Here is a 22,675-nt window from a genome sequence, read left to right as displayed (position 1 = left end):
CCTGCCGGCGGGACCAAAGGCGAACACGCAAGTACCGATGCCGGCAAGGCGCGCCATGGCGCCGGTCGCGGCCGGTTCGGCGTGCTGGAAACGCGAGTGGGCTCAGCGGGTTGTGGGCGTTCCGCAACGCGCGTCCGGGGTGATCCGGGTCAGCGCCATGCGCCCGCTGCGCAGCGCGCCGCTGGCGGGATCGCCCTGGCCGCTGATCGCGTTCTCGCGGACCACGTAGCGGGCGTCGGCGTGGGTGCAGTCGCGGAACTGCAGCGAGAGCGTTCCCACCACGTGGTTCTCGACCGGGCCCGGGGTGTCGAACACGCCGCCGCGGGTCAGCACCAGCGGCAGCTCGCCGCTGGCGCCTTCGATGCGGCCGGCGAAGGTGAGCCAACGCAGGCCGCTGCCGGCATCCGGTGGCAGCCGGCTGTGGGTGAACCAGACGCCGGAGATCACGTCGAGGCCGGTGTGCGACTCGAGGAACAGGCCCTGGCCCTCGTTGGCCGGGTCGCGCCAGGCGCCGCCGAGGCCGTCGCCGACCGCGAAGGGCGCGGCGCGGTCGATCGCGCCGGCATACAGGTCGACCGCGTTCGCGGGCGCGCTGGCGACGATGAAATCGAGGCGACCGTCGCCGCTGACGTCGCCGAGCCCGACCGCGTCGAAGCCGAACTGGCCGCGCACGCGGCCGCCGTTCGCACTCGCGAGCACGCTGCCATCGGCGCCGCTGAAGATGCGCACGCGGCCGCCCTCGGTGCGTCCGCCGCCGCTCCAGGTGTAGCCGCCGACGATCAGGTCGGCGCGGCCGTCTGCGTTCACGTCGCCGGCGCCGCGACCAGGGCCGAGGCCCTCGCCGGCATCGCCGAGGAATCGGTGCAGGCGCGCGCCGTCGCGGCCGGAATAAACATAGGCAGCGCCGCGGTTGCCGGACTCGGCATAGGCGCCGACGTAGAGGTCGCCAAGGCCGTCGCCGTCGACATCGCCGGCACCGGCGACGAAGAACTCGCCGTAACGGCCGCCACCGGCCTCCGGCGCGAGCGTCAGCAGCAGCGCACGCGTGCGCCCGGAGTAGACGAAGGCGCGACCGCCCTGCAGCGAGGGCGCGCCGACGATGAAGTCGCGCACGCCGTCGCCATCCAGGTCGTCGGTGCCGGCAACGCCGGCGCCGAACTCGCCACCGGCCTGTTCGACGCTCGCGATCTCGCCGCCGCTGGCGCCCGAGAGCAGCAACACACGGCCGCTGCCGGGCGCGCCCACGAGCAGGTCGCTGCGGCCGTCGGCGTCGATGTCACCGATGCTCGACACCGCGGCGCCGAAGCGGGAGGCGCCGGCCGGCGCGGCGATCTCCCGCAACAGCGCGCCGTCGCGCCCGGAGCGCAGGTGCACGACACCAAGCCCGCCGCGCGTCGGCGCGCCGGCGATCACGTCCTCGATGCCGTCGCCGTCGACGTCTCCCGCTGCAGAGATCGCGTAGCCGAGATCGCTGCCGGCGAGCGTCGCGACCCATAGCGCCTCGACGCGCGCGCTCGAGTGCGCGTACACCTGTCCGGAGCTGTTCGCTGCGACCAGGAAGTCGCGGCGGCCGTCGCCATCGAGGTCGCCGATGTCGGCGACTGCCCAGCCGTAGGCGCAGCAGCCGCCGTGGCTGCGCAGCAGCGACTGGGCGTCGGCCTGGGCGACCGCGAGGAGCAGCAGTGCGAAGATCGTTCTCATCGCGTGTCCCTCAGCATCGTCAGTTGTGCGCGCAGCCAGTCGCGCGGGTACCAGCGGCCGGCCGCCATCACGCCGGCCGGGTCCATCAGCCGTGCAAGGTCCGCGCGCGGATCGCCGTCGACCAGCAGCAAATCGGCGCGCGCGCCGACCGCGATCACGCCGACGTGGTCGCGCGCCGGGAAGTAGCGCCTTATGAACTCGCCTGGCACGCGGGTGGCGCTGGCGATCGCCTCCTCGGCGGACAGGCCGCTCTGCTGCAGCAGGGCAATCTCGCGGTGCAAGGCGAAACCGGGCACCACGCCGGGGATGCCGATGCTGTCGCTGCCAGCAACGATCGGCACGCCCGCCTGGTGAAAGGCGAGCACCGTCTGCTGCATCGCCGCGAAGCTCGCGCGACGGTCCACCGGCGCGCGGATGTCGGACCGGAACTGCATCATCGAGCGCCAGGAAACCAGCGCGCGGTCGTCCATGTACTCGATGCCGGGTTGCTGCAGCACGCGCAGGTTGGGATCGCGGCCGGCGAGCGCATCGAGCCCGAAGCCGACGATCAGGTCGATGACCGCGAGCGTGGCGCCGATCGCCGCACCGTTCTGGCGCAGCACCGCGGCGCGCTGCGGCACTTCGGCAGTCGACGCGAGCCCGCCGAGCGCGGCCGAGCGCTGGTAGATGTTCGCGTGCACCAGCATGCGCAGGCCGCGGCCCACGAGGTCGTCGATGGCGACGCTGTTGTTGCCGTGGCCGAGCACGGCGAGGCCGCGTTCGCGGGCGCTCGCGAACAGCACGTCGAGGGTGCCGGCGTCGATCGCGTCGTAGCTCTTGATGAAGTCGTAGCCGTCCTCGACCGCGCTCGCCACCAGGCTCTGTGCCGATTGCGCACCGGAGACCACATAGCCGGCGCCGCCGCCGTCGCTGGGTCCGCGCGCGAAGCGCCCGAGGTAGAGCTGCGGGCCGGCGAGTTCGCCGCGGCGCACCGCCGCGCGCACCGGCGGCAGCGCGTTGGTGAAATCGCCCATGTTGATCAGGCTGGTGACGCCGCTCGCGAGCGACATCACGAGGTTGCCGGCGACATCGTTCGGCCAGTTGTCGACGCCCGGCTGCTCGTGGGTATGCCCATCGATGAGTCCTGGCAGCAGCCAGCGGCCGCCGCCGTCGATGCGCGCGACAGCCGGACCAAGCGCCAGGCTCGCGCTCGGCGCGATCTGCACGATGCGCCCGTCGCGCACCACCACGCTATGGCCGCTGCGCGGCGGGCCGCCGTCCATCGCGAGCACGGTCACGTCGGTGATCGCGGTGCCGCTCGCCACCTCGTCGCAGTACTGGTCGGCGGTCACCCGCGTCAGCGCGATCTCGCCTTCGACGAGATCGCCGGTGGTCGGGTCGCCGCTGCCGCTGAGCGCGTTGCGCCGCACCGAGTAGCTGACGCTGGCGTGTGCGCAATCGGCGAATTCGAAGCGCAGGTTGCCGACTGCGCGCGCGCCGGGCACCGGGCCCGCCTGGAAGGCTCCGCCCTCGGACAGGAACAGCGTGGTTTGCGCGATCGCCCCGGTGTAGGCGCCGGCCCCGGTGAGCCAGCGTTGCGGCGGCGCGCTGCCGTCTGGCTGCGCCGGACCGTAGGTGAACCACCCGAAGGACAGCACCTGGGCGGAAGGCACCACGTCAAGCAGGAAGCCCTGTCCGCTGGTGGCCGCCTCGAACCACGGTCCGGTGAGGCCGGCATTGATCGCGAAGCTGTCGCTGGCCGACTTGCCGGCTGGCAGCGGCGGCGGCGTGGCCAGGCCGCTGGACGCGCGCCAGTCGACCGCCGCGGCCGGCACCGCGGGCGCCTGCAAGTGCGCATGGAAATGGTCACCATCGACCGCCGTCGCGGCGAGCGCCAGCCACAAGGTCGGGGTTTGCATGCAGAGGGACATCGGTCGGGTCCTCACCAGGTTGCGTCAATCTGCACCGCCGGCGGCAGCCGTGCACGAATGGCCGCTGTCGGATCGATGAAAGGACCATGAAGTGTGGCCCGCGAACGCCATTCGAGCCGCCGCTGCGCCGGTGGCCTATCATCGGGGGCCCCGGAACGGATCTTGCCTGACCCGAGGAGATGAACGCCGTTCCTGCCACCGAGATCGCCCGCGCCGCGCGCGTCGGCGCTGACGCGCTCGCGGCCGCCGGCGTCTGGCGCCTGGGCGATGCGCGGGTCGATTTCAGTTCGCTGCGGATCGAGCGTGAGGGTACCTCGGCGCGGCTGACGCCGAAGTCGATGTGCGTGCTGCTGGTGCTGGTGCGCCATGCCGGACGCACCCTGAGCCGCGACCAGATCATGGACCAGGTGTGGCCGGGCGAGTACCCGCTGCCGGACGTGCTCAGCCACGCGATCAAGGAACTGCGGCGCGCGCTGGGTGACCCGGTTCCGCACTCGCAATTGATCCAGACGGTGCCGCGCGTCGGCTATCGCTTGCTGGCGACGCCGGAAGCGCTGGCACCGGCCGCCGAGGCCGCTGTGCCGTCAGCGTTGCCGGAAGAGGCGGCGGCTCCGCCGGTCGCGCCGCAGGTTGCCGGCGCCGCCTCGGCGGAAGTCATGCCGGATCCACGCGCGGCCACCGCGGGGCACGGGTCTGTGGCCGCGCTGCGGGCGCCTGGACGTCGCGCGCGCCTCGGGGTGCTCGGCTTGTTGGCGCTGGCTACCGCGGTCGGTTTCGGCGCGTGGTGGCCGCGCGACGATGTGTCGGTCCCGGCAATGACAACGCCGACCGTCGCGGGGATCCCGCCGCCGCGCGTGCGCCTGCTGACCTCGACGCTGCGGCAGGAACGCCAGCCCGCGCTGGCGCCTGACGCCAAGCGCTTCGCGCACGTGCGCTTCCTGCCGGACTCGCTGCGCTCGCGCATTGTGATCGCGGCGGTTGCCGGCGGTGCAGGTGTCGAGATTGCCGGTGCTGCCGACCAGGATCTGATGCCGGCATGGTCGCGCGCGGGAGACCGGCTCGCCTGGCAGCGCGTGCGCGGCGGCAGATGCGAGATCCTGGTCGCACCGATCGAGGGACTGCAGGCAGGACCGCCGCAGTCATATGGGCCTTGACAGGCGGAGTACCTTGACCCTGTCGAGTGGGACGCGCAGGACCGCGGCCTGTGGCTGGGCAGGCCGCTGGAGCAGGGTTCGCCGGCGCAGCAGCTGGCGTGGCGCGACCCGCAAGGACGCGATCATCCGCTGGTGTACGCGCGCGCCGCGCAGGACTACGACAGCGAACCCAAGCTGTCGCCGGATGGGCGTTGGCTGGCCTTTCGCCGCGGACGCCCGCCCGGCGGGCAGTTGCTGCGCGTCTCCGCCCGCGGCGGCGAGGTCCAGGTCCTGACCACGAAGCCGATCGCCTTCGGCCGGTTCGACTGGCTGCCCGATGCGCGGCAGCTGCTGGTTCCGGTGGGGCCTGGCGCACAGCGCGAACTGCACCTGCTCGACACCGAGAGCGGGGACTGGCGGGCACTCGGGCTGCGCGGTGCCGACCAGGTCGATGTCCCGGACTCACTGGCACAGGCAGTGTTCGAAATCGAACGCGGACGCCCGAGATTCGAACTCTGGCTGCACGATCTGGCAACGCGGGCGCCGCCGCAGAGGATCGCGGAGTCCACCGGAAGCAATCGCGATCCGGCCTTCGCCCCATCCGGGGAAGGCATCGTCCTCGTTTCCGACCGCAGCGGCCAATATCGACGGTGGTGGCTGGAGTCGGCCAACGCCGAACCGCGGGCGTTGGTTGGCGACGACGTGGCGCTCCTGGCGGATCCCACCTTCGGCGCCGACGGCAGGCAGCTGACCAGCATCGCCCTGCACGAGAACGCAGGCCAGCGCGTGCTGTTGCGCGACTTCGGCGACGACCGACCAGCGCGCGAAATCGCGCTGCCGCAGACGCGCGTGCGTGCCGCCCGCCCGCACGCCAGTGGAATCGCCTACGTGGCCGACGTCGGTCGCGGCTGGAGCGCATTCATGCTCGATCTCGCCGAAACGGGCGCCCAGCCCCGCGCCCTCGCGGGTCTGGACGGGCTCGCGCCGATGGTGGAAGCCGACGGCGAGCGCCTGTGTCTCCTGCATCTGGGCAGTTCGGAGGTGCGCTGCAGCGCGCCGCCGTGGACCAGCGCGGAGGTGGTCCGCCGCGGCGTGCCGCTGCTGTCGGTGACCTCCTGGCGCATCTCTGCCGGAGCGCTGTGGTACCTGGATCTCGACGACGACCGCCTGCGCACGCTGCTGAAGCGTGTTGTGCTACACCCCGACGCAAGCCCCGTCACCGTCCTCGACCTGGGTGAGCTCCAGACCGCCCCGCGTATCGCGATTTCTGCGGATGGCCAGCGCGTGTTGGTGCAACGGTCGACGGCGGCCGAGTCCGACATCGGCAGCGCGCTCCTCGGACCGTTGACCGCACTGGGGAGGCAGGAAGCGCACTGAGGGGGCGGGGCTCATCGCGCGCGCCTCGTCCCTCCGCAAGCATTGCCGGGCGGGGCGTCCGCAAGACTCCCCGCCGGGTTGATGTCTCAGTTCGCCCGATGGATCGCGCGCTTGTCCACCGCCAGCGCCGCCTCGTGCACCGCCTCGGACAGCGTCGGGTGCGCGTGGCAGATGCGCGCGAGGTCTTCGCTGCTGGCCTGGAACTCCATCGCGACCACGCATTCGGCGATCAGCTCGGACACCATCGGGCCGATCATGTGCACGCCGAGCACCCGATCGGTCTCGGCGTGGGCGATGATCTTCACCTGGCCGTAGGTCTCGTTCATCGCCATCGCGCGGCCGACCGCGGCGAAGGGGAAACTGCCGGTCTTCACCGGGATCCCGGCGTCCTTGCATTCCTTCTCGGTCTTGCCCACCCAGGCGATTTCCGGCTCGGTGTAGATCACCCACGGAATCGTGTCGAGGTTGACGTGACCGGCCTTGCCGGCGATCAGTTCGGCCACCGCGATGCCTTCCTCGGAGCCCTTGTGCGCCAGCATCGGGCCGCGCACGCAGTCGCCGATGGCCCAGACGTCATCCGCGGCGGTGCGGTTGTGCTCGTCGACCTCGATCTGGCCGCGCGCATTCAGCGCGACGCCCGAGTCGTCGGCCAGCAGGCCGCGGGTATGCGCGCGGCGGCCGACCGAGACCAGCAGGCGGTCGACCACGATGCTCTGCTCGGCGCCGCTGGCGTCGGTGTAGCGGATGTGGACTTCCTCGCCCTTGACTTCGGCGGCGTTGACCTTGCAGCCGAGCTTGATGTCCAGTCCCTGCTTCTTGTACTCGCGGGCGGCCACGCGGGCGATATCCGCATCGCAGGCGGCGAGGAAATCGGGCAGGGCTTCGAGCACCGTGACTTCGGCGCCGAGGCGCTTCCACACCGAACCCATCTCCAGGCCGATCACGCCGGCACCGATGACGCCGAAGCGCCTGGGCACGGTGTCGAAATCCAGCGCGCCGACGTTGTCGACGATGTACTTGCCATCGAAGGGGATCGAGGGGATCTGGATCGGCACGCTGCCGGCGGCCAGGATCACGTGGTTGGCGCTCAGGGTGGAAACGCTGCCGTCGTGCGCGGTGACTTCCACCCGCTTGCCGGCGAGCAGCTTGCCGCGCCCGGCGATGCTCATCACCTTGTTCGCCTTGAACAGCATGCCGATGCCACCGGTCAGCTGCTTCACGATCTTGTCCTTGCGCCCGATCATCGTCGGCACGTCGATGCTCGGCGCCCCGGCGCTGATGCCGTGGTCCTTGAACGAATGGGTCAGCGCATGGAACTGCTTGGACGACTCCAGCAGCGCCTTGGACGGGATGCAGCCCACGTTGAGGCAGGTGCCGCCGAGCGCCGGCTTGCCGTCCTTGCCGATGAAATCGTCGATGCAGGCGGTCTTCAGGCCGAGCTGCGCAGCGCGAATGGCGGCGACATAGCCGGCCGGGCCGGCGCCGATGACGATCACGTCGTAGTCGGTGGACATGGGGCAGAAACCTTGTGAAAAGTGAAAAGTGAAAAGTGAAAGGGAATCGAAAAGCGGCACTTTTGCCCGTTTCGGCAGGGCCGAAACGGGCTTTCACTTTTCACCTTTCACCGCATTCCGCGACCGGCCTCCGGCCGATCACAGATGCAACATCAACCTCACCGGATCTTCCAGGAAGTTCTTCACCGCGACCAGGAACAGCACCGCGTCCTTGCCGTCGATGATGCGGTGGTCGTAGCTGATTGCCACGTACATCATCGGGCGGGCGACGACCTGGCCGTCTTCGACGATGGCGCGTTCCTTGATGGCGTGCATGCCCAGGATCGCGCTCTGCGGCGGGTTGACGATGGGGGTGGAGAACAGCGAGCCGAACACGCCGCCGTTGGTGATGGTGAAGGTGCCGCCCTGCAGGTCTTCCAACTGCAGGCCGCCTTCGCGGGCCTGCTTGGCGAAGCCGCCGATGGCCTTTTCCATGTCGGCCAGGCTCATCGAATCGGTGTTGCGCAGCACCGGGACCACCAGGCCCTTGTCGGTGGCCACGGCGACGCCGATGTCCTGGTAGGCGTGGTAGATGATGTCGTTGCCGTCGACACTGGCGTTGACGATCGGGTGCAGCTTGAGCGCCTCGGTGCAGGCCTTGACGAAGAAGCTCATGAAACCGAGCTTGACGCCGTGGACCTTCTCGAAGGTCTCGGCGTACTTCTTGCGCAGGTCCATCACCGGCTTCATGTTGATCTCGTTGAACGAGGTCAGCATGGCGATGGAGTTCTTGCTCTGCATCATGCGCTCGGCGATGCGCGCACGCAGGCGCGTCATCGGCACGCGCTGCTCGGCGCGCGCGCCCGGCGGCACGGCGATGGCGGTGCTCGCCTGAGTGGTGGTGGCCACCGCCTTGCTCGCGGACGGCGCCGCCGCCGGGGCAGGGGCCTGCGCCTTGAGCATGTCTTCCTTGGTCACGCGGCCACCGCGGCCGGTGCCGTCGACCGAGGCCGGGTCGATCCCGGTCTCGGCGGCGATGCGGCGCACCGACGGAGCCTGGTCAGTGGCGTCGGGACCCGTGCCCCGTGCCCCGTGCCCCGCTGCGGCCGGCGCCGCAGGCGCTGGCGCAGCCGCAGCGCCTTCCTGGATGGTCGCGATCAGCTCCTGGCTGGTGACGCTGTCGCCGGTGTTCTTGACGATCGACAGCAGCACGCCGTCGACCGGCGAGGGCACTTCGAGCACGACCTTGTCGGTCTCCAGATCGACCAGGTTCTCTTCCCGCTTGACCGCGTCGCCTGGCTTCTTGTGCCAGGTGGCGATGATCGCGTCGGCGACCGATTCGGGCAGGATGGGGACTTTGACTTCGACGGTCATGGGAATTCCTTATTCGTGCTTGGGCTGCTTGCCCAGGTCCGTTGCCGACAGCGCCTCGTTGACGAGGGCCGCCTGTTCCTTGTTATGGGTCTGCGTGCTGCCGCAGGCGGGCGCCGGGGAGCGCGTGCGGCCGGCGTAGTGCAACTCGTGGCGTTCGGTGATCGATGCCTTCAGATGATGCCGGATCTGGAACCAGGCACCCTGGTTCATCGGCTCTTCCTGGCACCAGATCACCTGCCGCGCATTCGGGAAGCGCACCAGTTCGGCGTACACCTCGACGCGCGGGAAGGGGTATAGCTGCTCCACGCGGACAATCGCCACGTTGTCCAGCCCGCGCTTCTCATGCTCCTCGACCAGGTCGTAATAGACCTTGCCGCTGCACAGCACCACGCGCGTGACCTTGGCCGGATCGGCGGCGAGCGCGTCGGGAATGACGCGCTGGAACTCGCCCTGCTCCAGGTCCGCCAGGGTGGAGGTGGACAGCCGGTGGCGCAGCATGCTCTTGGGCGTCATCACGATCAGCGGCTTGCGCGTGCCGCGCAGCATCTGCCGCCGCAGCATGTGGAACATCTGCGCAGGGGTGGTCGGCACGCAGACCTGCATGTTGTCCAGTGCGCACAGCTGCAAGAAGCGCTCCAGGCGCGCGGAGGAATGCTCCGGGCCCTGGCCTTCGTAGCCGTGCGGCAGGAACAGCACCAGGCCGCACAGCCGGCCCCACTTGGCCTCGCCGGAGCTGATGAACTGGTCGATCACCACCTGCGCGCCGTTGCAGAAGTCGCCGAACTGGCCTTCCCAGATGGTCAGGGTGCGCGGGTCGGCGGTGGCGTAGCCGTACTCGAAGCCCATCACCGCCTCTTCCGACAGCAGCGAGTCGATGATGGTCACGCGCTCCGGGTAATCGACCAGGTTGCGCAACGGGGTGTGGTTGGCGCCGGTGTTCTGGTCGTGCAGCACCGCATGGCGATGGAAAAAGGTGCCGCGGCCGCAGTCCTGGCCGGACAGGCGCAGGTTGTAGCCTTCCTCCAGCAGCGTCGCGTAGGCCATGGTCTCGGCGAAGCCCCAGTCCATGCGCAGCTCGCCGGCCGTCATCTTCAGGCGGTCTTCGTAGACCTTGGCCACGCGCGAGTGCAGCTTGAGATCCGGCGGCAGCGTGTTGATGCGGGCGGACAGCGCCTGGATACGCGCCGCGGGCACGCCGCTCTTCACGCGGTCGGCCAGCTTGCCGTGCAGGTAGGGCGACCAGTCCACCGCCACATGCGCCTGTTCCGGATCCGGCGTGGTCAGTTCCGGCACCACCGGCTCGCCATGTTCCAGGCGCTCGCGGTAGCGGTCGCTCATCGCCTTGGCCTCGCCGGCGGCGATCACGCCCTCGGCCTCCAGCTTGCGCGCGTACAGTTCACGCGTGCTCGGGCGCGAGCGGATGATCTGGTACATCAGCGGCTGGGTCGCTGCCGGCTCGTCGGCCTCGTTGTGGCCGTGGCGGCGGTAACAGACCAGGTCGATGACCACGTCGCGCTTGAAGGTCTGGCGGTAGTCCAGCGCGATCTGGGCGCAGAACAGCACCGCCTCCGGATCGTCGCCGTTGACGTGGAACACCGGCGCCGAGACGATCTTGGCGACGTCCGTGCAGTAACGCGTGGAGCGCGTGTCTTCCGGGTTGTGGGTGGTGAAACCGACCTGGTTGTTGACCACGATGTGGATGGTGCCGCCGACCGCGTAGTTGCGCGCCTGCGACATCTGGAACAGCTCCATGACCACGCCCTGGCCGGCGAAGGCCGAGTCGCCGTGGATCAGGATCGGCACCACCTGGGTGCGCTCGGCGTCCTGGCGGCGCGCCTGGCGCGCGCGCACGGAACCCGCGACCACCGGGTCGATGATCTCCAGATGCGAGGGATTGAAGCCCAGCGCCAGGTGCACCGTGCCGCCGGGCGTGGTCACGTCAGACGAGAAGCCGAGGTGGTATTTGACGTCGCCCGAGTGGGCCGGATCCACCGGGCCTTCCTGCTTGCCCTCGAAGGCATCGAAGAGGTTCCGCGGCGGCTTGCCCAGGGTGTTGACCAGCACGTTCAGGCGGCCGCGGTGGGCCATGCCGATAATCACGTCCTTGGCGCCACTGCTGCCGGAGCGCTGGATCATCTCGTCGATCAGCGGGATCAGCGAGTCGCCGCCTTCCAGTGAGAAGCGCTTCTGGCCGACGTACTTGGTGTGCAGGTAGCGCTCAAGGCCCTCTGCCGCGGTCAGCCGTTCGAGTACGCGCTTTTTCTGCTGCGGGGCATAGCCGTAACCATCGGCGGCGGCCTCGAAGCGCTCCTGCATCCAGCGCCGGTGCGGGTATTCGGTGATGTGCATGAACTCGGCGCCGACCGAGCCGGTGTAGGCGCGCTGGAGCTGGCCGACGATGTCGCGCAACTTGCGGCGCTGGGCGCCGTGGACGGTGCTGGCGTCGAACTCGGTGTCGAGGTCGGCTTTGCCCAGGCCAAAGAACTCCGGCGACAGATCAGGCACCGACTCGGGCGGCGTCAGCCCCAGCGGATCCAGGTTGGCCGCCAGGTGGCCGCGCGTGCGATAGGCGTTGATCAGCTTGAGCACCGCGCCCTGCTTGGCCTGGTCGACCGAGTGCACCTCGCCGACCGCGGCGGAGAGCACCAGCCGGCGGCCCTGGCGCGACATCTCGCCGATTCGCTTGAGCACCGGACCATGCGCGATATCCGGCGCACCCTGGCTCTGCAGGGTGTCGAAGTAACTGCGCCAGCGCACCGGCACTGAAGCCGGATCGGCGAGGTAGGCCTCGTAAAGCTCCTCGACAAAGGCCGCATTGGAGCCGGACAACTGGGAGGACTGGTACAACTGGGTCAGGTCAGCGCACACGTCGTAGGCAACTTCGTGGGGGTGAGATTCGGATTCGTGCTGCGGCGCAGCATGGCGCCGGCGTGGGTGCGCAGTATAGCCAGCGAGCGTGAACGGACGGCGCCCGCGCGGGCGCAAATCGGGCATTTTGGACTAAAGGAGCAACCGCGACGGGGACTTGCCGGTTTGTCCTGACGACGTATGCAATGGAGCGACGACGCCGGACCCGGGACCGGCGGGAGTTCACTGCCGGCGTGCTTGTTCGCGCAACGGTCTGAAGGGCGCGCAAGCGCCGGCTCCCAGCGCCGGAGGATTCTTGCGTGCACTCCTGCCCACGTGCCCTCGTGCCCTCGTGCCCTCCCGATCTGTCCAACTGCCATCCCCGGTTGCACTCGGATACGCGGATTACTCACTGTGCATGAATACGTATGCGGGCCATTGTGAACGCGATGTGTGCGGCCTAGGCTGGATTCGCCGGGTGTGCTGAACCAGCCGGCAGCCGGGGCAGGGGCTGCGGGTGCACATCGCCATGACGGGCGTCGCGCTGGGGAGCGCGCGCCTTGACCCACGGGACTCGACGAGGCCGCGCTCCGCGCCGGCACCGAGGGCGGCTGCATGTCGATTGCCCGGCGCCGGTCCGACACCGGCAGGGAATGCATGGGGGAGGGGGACGATGGCGCTGAAACGCGGGGTGGTCGCTGCAATCGCAACGGGCGTGGGCTTGCTGGGAGGAATCGTGGGCGCGGATGCGGGGGTTCCCGCCGCCCACGTCTACCACAACCACATGCCGAACTTCTGGCCGTTCTACGGGGTGAACGTCCAGGCGACCTACGACGCGACGGCGGTGGGGGCGCCGATCCGCTACAGCTACGACGGCCAGGTGATCGCGCTCAAGCAGTCGCCGCCACCGGGCTACAGCTATTTCCTGCCACCGGCGCTGGGCGGCGGGATCATGCCGCACGACGACCTGGTGGCCTACTACAGCCACCACGCCAAGACCGGCGCCTACATGGGCTGGCCGATGCAGGTGGCCGGCGAGTTACAGAACTGGTCCGGCGGACGCGGGCAGATCCACGTGACCATGTCCGGCGCCGTGATCAACAACGTGCAGAGCCTGAACCAGCTGCAGAACGTGCCTGGCTACAACAACCCCAACTGGGGCCAGGGCTGGGCCAGCACCTGGAACGCGCTGCGCACGCAGAACAACCAGCGCACCCTGGATACCATCCATTTCACCGGCCATCACACGATGGGTCCGCTGGTCGGGCCGGACTACTTCCTCAAGGAACTGATCTACCAGAACGCGACCCTGGCCCAGCCCTATTTCCTCGGCGGCAGCTATGTCTCGTCGAAGGGGTTTTTCCCGACCGAACTGGGCTTCTCGCCGCGCCTGGTGCCGACACTCGCGAAGCTCGGCATCCAGTGGTCGGTGCTCGGCAACAATCACTATTCGCGCACGCTCAAGGACTATCCCTACGCCACCTACGATGCGAACGGCGACACCCTGACCTCACCCCCGAACCGGGCGGACCTGCGCAACAGCAGCAACACCGGGAGCTGGGTGGCCCTGGGCATGGCCCACGAGCAGCAGGTGGTGGTGAACAAATTCCCCTTCGCATCGACCCCGCACTGGGTGCGCCATGTCGATCCGGCAACCGGCGCCGTCACCCAGGTGGCGGGCATCCCGGTGAGCCAGAACGGCTCATGGCTGGAAGGCTGGGACGGCAGTACCACAGTCGACGAACTGGTGCCCTACCAGGCGCTGGAGCCGCGCCAGTTCTACGTGATCGCCCACGATGGCGACAATTCCAGCGGCCGCGCCGGCTCCCTGGACACCTGGCAGGCGGGTTACCACACCACCTGCAGCGGTCAGGGTTATTGCCTGGGCATCGACGAGTACCTGCGCCAGTTCCCGATCCCGGCGAACGACATCGCGCATGTGCAGGACGGCTCCTGGATCGACACCCGCGATTCCTCCTCCGATCCCACCTGGTACCACTGGCGCCTGCCGATGCTGATCTGGAAGGGCCAGTTCTCCGAGTTCAATCGCGTGAGCGGCATGAACCTGGCGCCCAAGCGCAATTTGCGCGGGGTCGAGGAAGGCGCGACGGTGTCGCTGGAGTACGGCTGGCACTACCTGGAGCGCAACTTCGCCCTGCTGCAGGCGGCGCTGAATTACGCGAAAACAGCCGAACAAGTCTGGCTGGACGCCAATCCCAACTATTGGCAGCCGACCACCGTCCTCGACCAGCAGATCACCCACCCAGGCAACCAGCTGAACCCGTGGATGCTCTCCTTCCCGGTGAAAGGCAATTCCGCGAACAACTACGCCGGCGGCGCGAATCCGGCAGAACTCGCCTGGTACTTCCTGCTGCCGGCGATGGACTCGGGCTTCGGTTACTACGACGAGAACCAGGACGACAGCGTCAAGCCCACACTCGCTTTCAACAACTCGCTGGCCTTCTCGAAGCCCTATGTGCAGGCGCGGCTGGCGCAGGACCGCACCGGCCCTTCCGTCTGGTGGCCGCAGCGCTATCCCTACAACCCGGGCTCGGTCAACGCGTCCAAGGCCGAAGGCTGGACCGTGCAGCACTACAGCCGCGATTTCGCGCTCTACACCTACGCCTTCGACGTCTCCGGGATCGCCTCGGCGCGCGCCATGGTGCGCGTGCACAGCGGCAACGGCATCGATGAGTCCGACGACACCTACAAGGTCTACGACCCGGCCGCGCTGGCCGGGCGTCCGGGGCTCAACATCACCCCCAGCAAGGTGGGTGCCTGGCGCGCAGTGCCGCTGCAAATGCGCGACCTGCGCCCGCAGATGAACGGTGTCGACTGGATCCGCACCACCAAGGACACCCTGCAGGTGGTGCCGGCACAGGAGATCGGCAACCTCTACTACGCCTACCTCTCCGACTACCGCAACCAGTACCTCGATTACTACATCGAGATGACCGACACCCGCGGCAACGTCACCCGTTCGGAGATCCAGCAGGTGTATGTCGGCGCCGGCACCTATCGCGCGACCGCCAGCGGATCCGGTTTTGTCGAGGACCCTGCCGGCACGGTGCAAGGTGTCTATCCCTTCCTGGTGGTCGACAGCACGCCGCCGACAATTCCGGGAACGCCGGCCGCGACGCTGCGGACCGATCGTTCGATCGCGCTGGCCTGGACACCTTCGAGCGACAACGTGGGCGTGACCGCCTACCAGGTGTTCCGCGGCGGTGCCCTGGTCGGCACGGTCGGCAGTCCGGCATTCACCGACACCGGCCTCGCCGCATCCACCAGCTACAGCTACCAGGTGCTGGCGGTGGACGCGGCCGGCAACCAGTCCGCGCGCAGCGCCGTGCTGAACGCCAGCACCCAGGCGCCGGACACGCTGCCGCCGGGCGCGCCCGGTACGCCGGTGGCTTCGGCCATCAGCTCAAGCTCGGTGCAACTGGACTGGACGGCGGCCAGCGACAATTACGGCGTGGCGCAATACCTGGTGCTGCGCAATGGCGTGCAGGTGGCCACCGCGAACGGCCTGCGCTACAGCGACACCTCGCTGGCGCCGTCGACCACCTATGTCTACGCGATCCGCGCCCAGGACGCCGCCGGCAACAGCGGCGCGCAGAGCGGCACGCGCTCGGTGACGACATTGGCGGGCAATGTCGCCGAGGTCTACTATCGCACGCCGGCCGGCTGGACCCAGGCCAACATCCATTACGCACCGGCTGGCGGCGCGTGGACTGCGGTCCCGGGCGTGGCGATGGCCGATGCCTGCGCCGGCTGGAAGCGCCACAGCGTCAACCTCGGCGCGGCCACCGCGCTGCAGGCGGTGTTCAACAATGGCGCCGGCACCTGGGACAACCGCGGCGGCGCCAACTACCCCTTGGGCAGCGGCATCCAGGTGGTCTCGAACGGCGCGATCAGCAGCGGCGTGAGCCCGTGTGCGCCGGATACCAGCGCGCCCACCGCCCCGGCGAATGCCAGCGCCAGCGCGATCGACGCCAACAGCGTGCGCGTGCAGTGGCAGGCGTCGAGCGACAACGTCGGCGTGGCGGCCTACCGCGTCTACCGCGGCGCCACTCAGGTGGCCAGCGTGACCAGTGGACTCAGCTATGTCGACAACGGCCTGGCTGCGGCCACCAGCTACAGCTACACGGTGCGCGCCATCGACGCGGCAGGAAACCTGTCTTCCGCCAGCAATGCCGCTAGCGTGAGCACCCCGCCCCCGGCCGACACCCAGGCGCCAACCGTGCCGGCCAACCTCGTCGCCAGCAACATCGGAACCACCAGCGCGACGCTGAGCTGGAGCGCGTCGACCGACAATGTCGCGGTGGCCACCTACCTGGTGCTGCGCGGCGGGGTGCAGGTCGCCAGCACGGCGGCGACCAGCTGGAGCGACTCCGGCCTGGCGCCCGGCACGACCTACAGCTACACCGTCCGCGCGCAGGACGCGGTCGGCAACACATCGGCCGCCAGCGCGCCACGCACCCTGACCACCTCGGCCGGCAACACCGCGACGATCTACCACCGGATACCGAGCGGCTGGAGCGCGACCAATGTGCACTACGCGCCGGGCGGCGGGAGTTGGACCGCGGTGCCCGGCGTGCCGATGGATCCGGCCTGCAGCGGCTGGAAGATGCAGACCGTGGCGCTCGGCGCCGCGACCAGTCTGCAGGCGGTGTTCAACAACGGCAGCGGCAGCTGGGACAACAACGGCGGCAACAACTACCAGCTCACGCCGGGGATCTCTGCGGTGCAGAACGGCACTGTCAGCAAGTCCAATCCCTGCAGCGGCGGCGACACCCAGGCGCCGAGCGTGCCCACCGGCCTGACGCGCGGTGCGGTGAGCGCCGCGAGCGTGGCGCTGTCCTGGACCGCATCCAGCGACAACGTCGGGGTCACCGGCTACGACGTCTACCGCGGCGGTGCCCGCATCGGCAGCACGGCGGCGACCAGTTACAGCGACACCACGGTCGCGGCCAGCACCAGCTACAGCTACACCGTGCGCGCCTTCGACGCCGTCGGAAACGCCTCGGCGGCCAGCACTGCGTTGGCGGTGACCACGCCCGCGCCCGGTTGCCAGGTCAGTTTCACCATCGCCAACGCCGGCACCGTCTATGGCCAGAACGTCTATGTCGTCGGCAACCAGCCTGCCCTCGGCAACTGGAGCCCCGGCGCAGGTTTCGCGCTGACCATCCAGGGCAGCGGCGCCAATGTGCCTTGGTCCGGCACGCTGACGCTGCCCGCAGGCACCGCGATCCAGTACAAGTACGTCAAGTGGAACGGAGCGACCGCCGCCTGGGAGGGCGCGCACCCGACCGCCAGCGGCAACCGCGAGTTCACCACTCCGGCCAGTTGCAGCGGCACGGTGATCCGCAACGACGGCAGCTTCCGCTTCTGACCGGAGCGTCGGCCACAGGACGGCATCGCGCCGTCCTGTGGCTGCCTCCGGGATCGCAGCGAGTCTCCCCAGGCGCTCCCGCGGATCCTGCGCGCCGGATCACGGCCGCGCAGATGTCGAGTGCGCCCGCGTCAATCGACGTACTAGTGTGGTGTTCCGTAATTACCTTGAATTATTTCCGCGCCTTTTGCGCCGATGCGGCGTTGCTCGTCGTCGCCATAGCCCTGCTATGACCTCCGGTTCCGCCCGCAACCAGTTGCGGGCGTTCAAGCTCGGCCGGCATGCCGCGCAAGCCGCCGGCTTTCACCCTCCTCCGCTTGCCTCGCCGCAAAATTCATCGGAATTCTTCAACTTAATTACGGAACACCACACTAGCGTGTGCGCGGTCCCAGCAGCAGCAACAGCAGGCCGAGAGCAAGCATCACCGCCAGCGCGAGCCACTGCAGTTCGACCCAGCCGGCCAGACTCACGGCGCGGCCTGCAAGCAGCGACGAGACCACCATCGATGCAAACATCAGCATGTCGTGCACGCCTTGCGCGGTGCCCTTTTCGTGCTCCGCGTACTGGCGGGTCAGCAACGTATTGCCGCCGGTGAACATCAGGGCCCAGCCGATTCCGAGCAGTGCCAGCGCGGTCACGAAATGGCCGGTCGTGGTGCCGGCGAGCGCGATGCCGGCGCAGGCGCCCACGGTCAGCGCGCCGATGGCGATGGCGCCGCGCGGGCCGAGGCGTTCGATCAGTGGCCCGCTGACCAGCATCGGGGCGTACATGCCGACCATATGCCACTGCAGCGCCCAGGCGGCATCGGCGAAGGGGTAGGCGCAGGCCTGCATCGCCAGCGGGCTGGCGGTCATCAGCAGGTTCATCGTCGCCCAGGCGGAGGACGATGCGGCGATGGCCAGCCAGAACCCGGGACGACGGAACAGGGCCGCGCGATCCGCCGCTGCCCGGGTGGCGGCCGGCCGTGGCGGAATAGGCGGGAAGTGCAGCAGCCGCGTGACCGCGAAGATCAGCAGCGACAGCCCGATCAGGCTGAGATAGGTGGCCAGGTAGCGCTGCGGCAGCAGATCGACCGTGAAGCGACTGAGCGCCGGGCCGAGAAAGGCGCCGAGCAGGCCGCCGGCGAGCACCAGGCTGAGCGCGCGCGCCTGGCGCCCCGGCGCGGCGAGGTCCACCGCGGCAAAGCGCAGGTACTGGCCGGCCGCATTGTAGAAGCCGAAGACCAGGGTTCCCAGGCACAGCAGCCAGAAGCTGGCGCTCGCCACTGCCAGCGCCGTGAGCAGCGCGCCGAGCATCGCCGCGGCGCAGCCCAGCGCGAAGCCGAAGGCGCGCCCGCGACGCTGCATCAGCAGCGAGATCGGCAGGGTCGACAGCGCCCCACCGAGCACGAAGCTGGTCACCGGAAGGGTGGCGAGCCGGGGATCCGGCGCAAGCTGGAAGCCCACCAGGCCATTGATGCTGACCAGCATCGCGTTGCCGGTCAGCAGCAGGCCCTGGCACAGGCCGAGCAGGGGGGACGGCGCGACGCTGGCGGTCAGTGCCGGACGGCATGGGCAGGCATCTCTTCCAGGGCGGGCGATGATCGGCGATCGGAGCCTTGATTGCGCGGCGGTCGACCTGCGCTGCCGCAGCCGCCCGTGTTTCGCCCGCGTTGGCCCGGCGAGGCGCTATCCTGCATCGGCCGCAATCTGATCGTACCGACAGGGATGGCTACCGAAACGCTGAACCCGACCTTGGACATGGGACGAAACCCGGCCTGGGGCGTGGACAAGGAGGCGGACGAACGCCTGCTTGGCTGCCTGGACGGCATGCGCCGTCGCGAGGTCCGGGCGCTGGACCAGCTCTACAGCCATTCGGTCGATCGTCTGCACGCCGTGGCGGCGCGCGTCTGCGGCGACCCGCGCGACGTCGAGGAAGTGCTGGCGGACACCTACCAGTACGCCTGGGAGCACGTCGCCGACTTCGATCCCTCGCGCGGCAGCGTGATGGCGTGGCTGTCGATGCTGGCCTGGAGCCGCGCCAGCGATCGTCGGCGCCGGGCCAAGCCGATGCAATCGCTCGACGCGCTGCATCCAGGTGCCGCCGAGGCGGCGTATGAAGATCGTGAAGATGGCGGGAATGCGACCGACCTCGAGGCCTTTGTCGACGGACACCGGGTGCGCAGCGCGCTGGCGGAGTTGAGTGCCGAGCAGCGCCGGCTGATCCTGATGGCCTTCTTCGAGGGGGCGAGTCACGGCGATATTGCCGAGCGCACCGGCATGCCGCTGGGAACCATCAAGTCGCATATCCGGCGTGGCATGGCAAGTCTGAAGATGAAACTGGTGGGAGTGCAGGAACATGGTTGACGAGGCGCGCGAGCTGGCGCTGGAGCCCGGGGACATCGGATTGCTCGGGAGCGCCCTGAAACCGCTCCCGCTGGCTGACGGACTGCGCGAGCGTCTGCGCACGCGCATTCTCGAACGCGCCGCCGGGATCCAGGTGGTGCGCGCGGATGCCGGACAGTGGCTGCCGCTGGCCGCGGGCATCTCGATCAAGCGCCTGCGCGTGGATACCGGGCGCGGCAACGAGACCACCCTGTGGCGGCTGGATGTGGGCGCGGTGATCCCGCCGCACGCGCACCAGGACGATGAGGAATGCCTGGTGCTGGAGGGTTCGATCATCCAGGACGGGATCGAGTATGGTGTCGGCGATTACCTGCACGCGCTGCCCGGCAGCCGTCATTCGCCGTTGTCCGCGCCGCGTGGCGCACTGCTGCTGATCCGCTCGCAGTCAGTCGAACACTACTTGCGCGCGCGCTGACCCCACAGCTGCATCCGTTTCCTGCATTGGAAACGTAAGGCGGCATCGACCGGCATGGGGCCGGATGGATGCTGCCATGAGACTGACGATCGCCCTGCTTGCGCTGTTGCTCGGCGCCTGCGCCCAGACCCCGCAGCGCGGGCCCGCGACGCCGCAGGCGCCAGAGCCCGCCGCTTCGCCCGTACCGGCCAGCCCAGAACCGGCAGCGCCCGCAGTCCCCGAGATGCCCGCGGCAAGGTCGCGCCAGCGCCAGCGCCAGCTCCCGCACCGGCTCCAGCGCCAGCTCCCGCATCAGCGCCAGCACCCGCACCCGCACCAGCTCCAGCTCCCGCACCAACACCAACACCAACACCAACACCAACACCAACACCAACACCAACACCAACACCAACACCAACACCAACACCAACACCAACACCAACACCAACACCAACACCCTTCTACGGGGAGGGCGAGAGCCGCGAGCGGGTGTTCGACCAACCGGGCCTGGTGGTCGTGAACTGCAATGTGCATCACGTGATGCAGGCACAGATCCTGGTGCTGCCAACGGTCCACCACACGCGACCGGGAACCGACGGGCGTTACCGCCTCGTCGAACTGCCGCCCGGCCGCGGCGAGCTGCATTTCTGGCATCCACGCGCCGGCGTGCAGACGCTGGTCACCCCGCCATCGGGCACTACCACTTGATCGCCGCATCGACCTCAGCAAGCCCGCGCAGGGCGCCGCCCATGAACCGCCTGCGGACCCGATGGCTGCTGGCTGCGCTCCTTGGTCTGCTGCTGATCGCCGCCAGCGGCGTCGGTCTCTGGCCTGTGGCTGCAGGGCGAGGCCGAACGGCCGCGATCAAGCGTCGCGATCCGCCAGCTTCTGGCCGCACAGGCCGAGGTCGAGTCGACGCTGGCGGCCGATCTCGAAACGCGCGCGGCATGGATCGCCAGCGACAATGCATCGATCGCCTATATCGCGGATGCGCTGGCGCTGGCCAGCGGCGGGCAGCCGGTGGACACCGCGTCGATCGCCGATCTGCTCGAAGAGCGGCGTGCGCAGACCGGCCTGGGCATCGCCGGGATCATCGACATCGGCGGTCGCTGGGTCGTCGGTGCCCGGCCCTGGCTGGACAGCGGCGGGCTGCCGTCGGGGCATGCCTTGTTCCAGCGTGCGCAACAGGAGCACGCGCTGGTCCGCGGGGTGGTCCGCGAAGAGGGCCGTGCCTACCTGGGCGTGATCCTTCCATTGATGCGCGGCGGGACCATCGAAGCCTGGCTGTACGCCGCGCGACCGCTCGACGAGGCCTGGCTGCAGCGCCTGGCAGCGCTGGCGCCGGTGAAGCTGGTGCTGCGCGATCGCGATGAGCGCACGCTGGCGCAGGCAGGCGCTCCGGCCGACGGCGATCGGCAGGATGCGTCGGCGGACCGGGGCCCAGGGCTGCGCCTGCCGCTGTTCGGCAGCGATGCGCCGGTTGCTCTCCATGCACAGCTTTCGGACAGCGAGACCGCCCACCTGACCACGCCCATTCTGGCCCTTGCCCGGTCACGTGGTGCGGCGTCTGGCTGCTGCTGCTCGGTGGTTGCCTGGCGCGCGTTGCTGCACCCAATCGACAGCGCCTGCGGACTGCTGGAGCGCGCTGCTGGCGGCGATTTCCATCTGCGCGCACCGCTCTGGCGTGGCGGCACGCGCGGCGCTTTGCGGCGGCCTTCGACGCCCTGATGGCGCGCGTCGGCGCGCGCCAGTCCCATACATCCTGACTCCCCGGAGCACTTCGATGAACCAGTTTTCCCTCGGCATTCCGCTTGCCTGGCCCTGGCCCTGGTGGCGGCCTCGCCTGTCCCGCTGCTGGCGCAGTCGGCCACCGGCGGCAAGCTGTTGCTGACCGGCGGCGTGACTCAGGTGGAAGGTGCGGCTGGCGGCGGCCTGACGCCTTGGGCGCTGATCGGTGGCTATGGCGCACGTGGCCAATTCGGTGCCAACGCGACTTACACCCGGGTCGACGTCGACGACTACAACCTCGGCGTCTGGGGCGTGGTCGTTGGCTACAACGATCGTGTCGAGCTGAGCTATGCGCGCCAGGTGTTCGATACCGAGGGCGTGGGTGCGCTGCTCGGACTCGGGCGCGGCTTCGAATTCGAGCAGGACGTCATCGGAGCCAAGCTGCGCATCGCTGGCGATGCGGTGCTGGAGCAGGACTCCTGGTTGCCGCAGATCGCGCTGGGCGTGCAACACAAGCGCAACCGCCAAGGCGATGTGGTGCGCGCGGTTGGCGCCGAGGACGACAGCGGCACCGACGTCTACCTGTCGGCGACCAAGCTGTTCCTGGCCCAGAGCCTGCTGCTCAACGGCACGCTGCGCTACACCGAGGCGAACCAGCTCGGGATCCTCGGCTTCGGCGGCGACCGCGGCTCCGGCAGCCTGCAATGGGAGGCCTCGGCGGCCTACCTTCTGACGCGCCAGTTGGCGCTCGGCGCCGAATACCGCAGCAAGCCGGACCAGTTGTCGATTGCCGCCGAGGACGCCTGGTGGGATGTGTTCCTGGCCTGGGCGCCCAACCGCCATGTGTCGGTCACGCTGGCCTATGTCGATCTCGGCAACGTGGTGCTCGCGGAGCAGAGCGGCACCTATTTGTCTGTCCAGGTGGGATTCTGAGGAGAATGA

At 69.2% G+C, this 22,675-nt stretch carries 14 protein-coding genes; 8 read left to right on the top strand and 6 right to left on the bottom strand.

The features are described 5' to 3' along the window. Nucleotides 1-102 precede the first annotated feature (102 nt). The gene (locus IPK27_20645) at nt 103-1,701 is read right to left on the bottom strand and encodes a VCBS repeat-containing protein (GenBank protein ID MBK8069934.1); all 1,599 of its coding nucleotides are present in this window, start codon (nt 1,699-1,701) and stop codon (nt 103-105) included. Then, a complete protein-coding gene (locus IPK27_20640) occupies nt 1,698-3,611 on the bottom strand; it encodes an amidohydrolase family protein (protein MBK8069933.1) in 1,914 nt (637 codons plus the stop codon). The genes IPK27_20645 and IPK27_20640 overlap by 4 nt, the downstream gene beginning before the upstream one ends. 179 nt (nt 3,612-3,790) lie before the next feature. Between IPK27_20640 and IPK27_20635 the strand changes: the two genes are divergently transcribed. Both IPK27_20635 and IPK27_20630 read left to right on the top strand, forming a co-directional pair. After that, complete coding sequence (locus IPK27_20635) at nt 3,791-4,765, top strand: winged helix-turn-helix domain-containing protein (GenBank protein ID MBK8069932.1); 975 nt, start codon at nt 3,791-3,793, stop codon at nt 4,763-4,765. A 132-nt stretch (nt 4,766-4,897) separates the two neighbouring features. Then, nucleotides 4,898-6,121, top strand: a complete 1,224-nt coding sequence (locus IPK27_20630; GenBank protein ID MBK8069931.1) for a PD40 domain-containing protein — start codon at nt 4,898-4,900, stop codon at nt 6,119-6,121. An 86-nt stretch (nt 6,122-6,207) separates the two neighbouring features. On the opposite strand, the gene lpdA is transcribed toward IPK27_20630, so the two are convergent. The 3 genes from lpdA to IPK27_20615 all read right to left on the bottom strand — a co-directional run bounded on the left by lpdA (nt 6,208) and on the right by IPK27_20615 (nt 11,982). Continuing rightward, on the bottom strand, nt 6,208-7,635 hold the full coding sequence (lpdA, locus tag IPK27_20625; GenBank protein MBK8069930.1) for a dihydrolipoyl dehydrogenase: 1,428 nt from the start codon (nt 7,633-7,635) through the stop codon (nt 6,208-6,210). 138 nt (nt 7,636-7,773) lie between these two features. After that, nucleotides 7,774-8,988 carry a 2-oxoglutarate dehydrogenase complex dihydrolipoyllysine-residue succinyltransferase gene (gene odhB / locus IPK27_20620; GenBank protein MBK8069929.1) on the bottom strand — a complete coding sequence of 405 codons (1,215 nt, stop codon included), beginning with the start codon at nt 8,986-8,988 and terminating at the stop codon, nt 7,774-7,776. Between the two features lie 9 nt (nt 8,989-8,997). Further along, entirely contained in the window at nt 8,998-11,982 is a 2,985-nt protein-coding gene (locus IPK27_20615; GenBank protein ID MBK8069928.1) for a 2-oxoglutarate dehydrogenase E1 component, read from the bottom strand. A gap of 526 nt (nt 11,983-12,508) precedes the next feature. Here IPK27_20615 and IPK27_20610 point away from each other — a divergent pair. Further along, nucleotides 12,509-17,227, top strand: coding sequence for a fibronectin type III domain-containing protein (locus IPK27_20610; protein ID MBK8069927.1), 4,719 nt, complete (start codon nt 12,509-12,511; stop codon nt 17,225-17,227). 371 nt (nt 17,228-17,598) lie between these two features. Here IPK27_20610 and IPK27_20605 read toward each other — a convergent pair whose 3' ends face one another. Then, the gene (locus IPK27_20605; protein MBK8069926.1) at nt 17,599-18,696 is read right to left on the bottom strand and encodes an MFS transporter; all 1,098 of its coding nucleotides are present in this window, start codon (nt 18,694-18,696) and stop codon (nt 17,599-17,601) included. Nucleotides 18,697-18,828: 132 nt separating this feature from the next. On the opposite strand from IPK27_20605, the gene IPK27_20600 reads away from it, so the two are divergent. The 5 genes from IPK27_20600 to IPK27_20580 all read left to right on the top strand — a co-directional run bounded on the left by IPK27_20600 (nt 18,829) and on the right by IPK27_20580 (nt 22,666). Further along, nucleotides 18,829-19,572, top strand: a complete 744-nt coding sequence (locus IPK27_20600) for a sigma-70 family RNA polymerase sigma factor (GenBank protein ID MBK8069925.1) — start codon at nt 18,829-18,831, stop codon at nt 19,570-19,572. Continuing rightward, complete coding sequence (locus tag IPK27_20595; GenBank protein MBK8069924.1) at nt 19,565-20,026, top strand: cupin domain-containing protein; 462 nt, start codon at nt 19,565-19,567, stop codon at nt 20,024-20,026. The genes IPK27_20600 and IPK27_20595 overlap by 8 nt, the downstream gene beginning before the upstream one ends. Before the next feature lie 54 nt (nt 20,027-20,080). Further along, nucleotides 20,081-20,713 (top strand): hypothetical protein, encoded by a 633-nt coding sequence (locus IPK27_20590; protein ID MBK8069923.1) that lies wholly within the window; start codon nt 20,081-20,083, stop codon nt 20,711-20,713. A 312-nt stretch (nt 20,714-21,025) separates the two neighbouring features. Then, nucleotides 21,026-21,733, top strand: a complete 708-nt coding sequence (locus IPK27_20585) for a hypothetical protein (GenBank protein ID MBK8069922.1) — start codon at nt 21,026-21,028, stop codon at nt 21,731-21,733. Between the two features lie 27 nt (nt 21,734-21,760). Beyond that, nucleotides 21,761-22,666, top strand: coding sequence for a DUF3034 family protein (locus IPK27_20580; protein ID MBK8069921.1), 906 nt, complete (start codon nt 21,761-21,763; stop codon nt 22,664-22,666). Nucleotides 22,667-22,675 lie beyond the last annotated feature (9 nt).

This window comes from Rhodanobacteraceae bacterium, assembly GCA_016713135.1.
Lineage (GTDB): Bacteria > Pseudomonadota > Gammaproteobacteria > Xanthomonadales > SZUA-5 > JADKFD01.
Note: the sequence above shows the minus strand (reverse complement) of the source record. Positions and strands in the feature narration are given on the sequence as shown.

What these genes read in the sequence shown, in the direction of transcription:
- IPK27_20645 (MBK8069934.1), bottom strand. Translation starts at nt 1,701, where the DNA reads ATGAGAACGATCTTCGCACTGCTGCTCCTCGCGGTCGCCCAGGCCGAC.
- IPK27_20640 (MBK8069933.1), bottom strand. Translation starts at nt 3,611, where the DNA reads ATGTCCCTCTGCATGCAAACCCCGACCTTGTGGCTGGCGCTCGCCGCG.
- IPK27_20635 (MBK8069932.1), top strand. Translation starts at nt 3,791, where the DNA reads ATGAACGCCGTTCCTGCCACCGAGATCGCCCGCGCCGCGCGCGTCGGC.
- lpdA (MBK8069930.1), bottom strand. Translation starts at nt 7,635, where the DNA reads ATGTCCACCGACTACGACGTGATCGTCATCGGCGCCGGCCCGGCCGGC.
- odhB (MBK8069929.1), bottom strand. Translation starts at nt 8,988, where the DNA reads ATGACCGTCGAAGTCAAAGTCCCCATCCTGCCCGAATCGGTCGCCGAC.
- IPK27_20615 (MBK8069928.1), bottom strand. Translation starts at nt 11,982, where the DNA reads ATGCCCGATTTGCGCCCGCGCGGGCGCCGTCCGTTCACGCTCGCTGGC.
- IPK27_20610 (MBK8069927.1), top strand. Translation starts at nt 12,509, where the DNA reads ATGGCGCTGAAACGCGGGGTGGTCGCTGCAATCGCAACGGGCGTGGGC.
- IPK27_20605 (MBK8069926.1), bottom strand. Translation starts at nt 18,696, where the DNA reads ATGCTGGTCAGCATCAATGGCCTGGTGGGCTTCCAGCTTGCGCCGGAT.
- IPK27_20595 (MBK8069924.1), top strand. Translation starts at nt 19,565, where the DNA reads ATGGTTGACGAGGCGCGCGAGCTGGCGCTGGAGCCCGGGGACATCGGA.
- IPK27_20590 (MBK8069923.1), top strand. Translation starts at nt 20,081, where the DNA reads ATGGGGCCGGATGGATGCTGCCATGAGACTGACGATCGCCCTGCTTGC.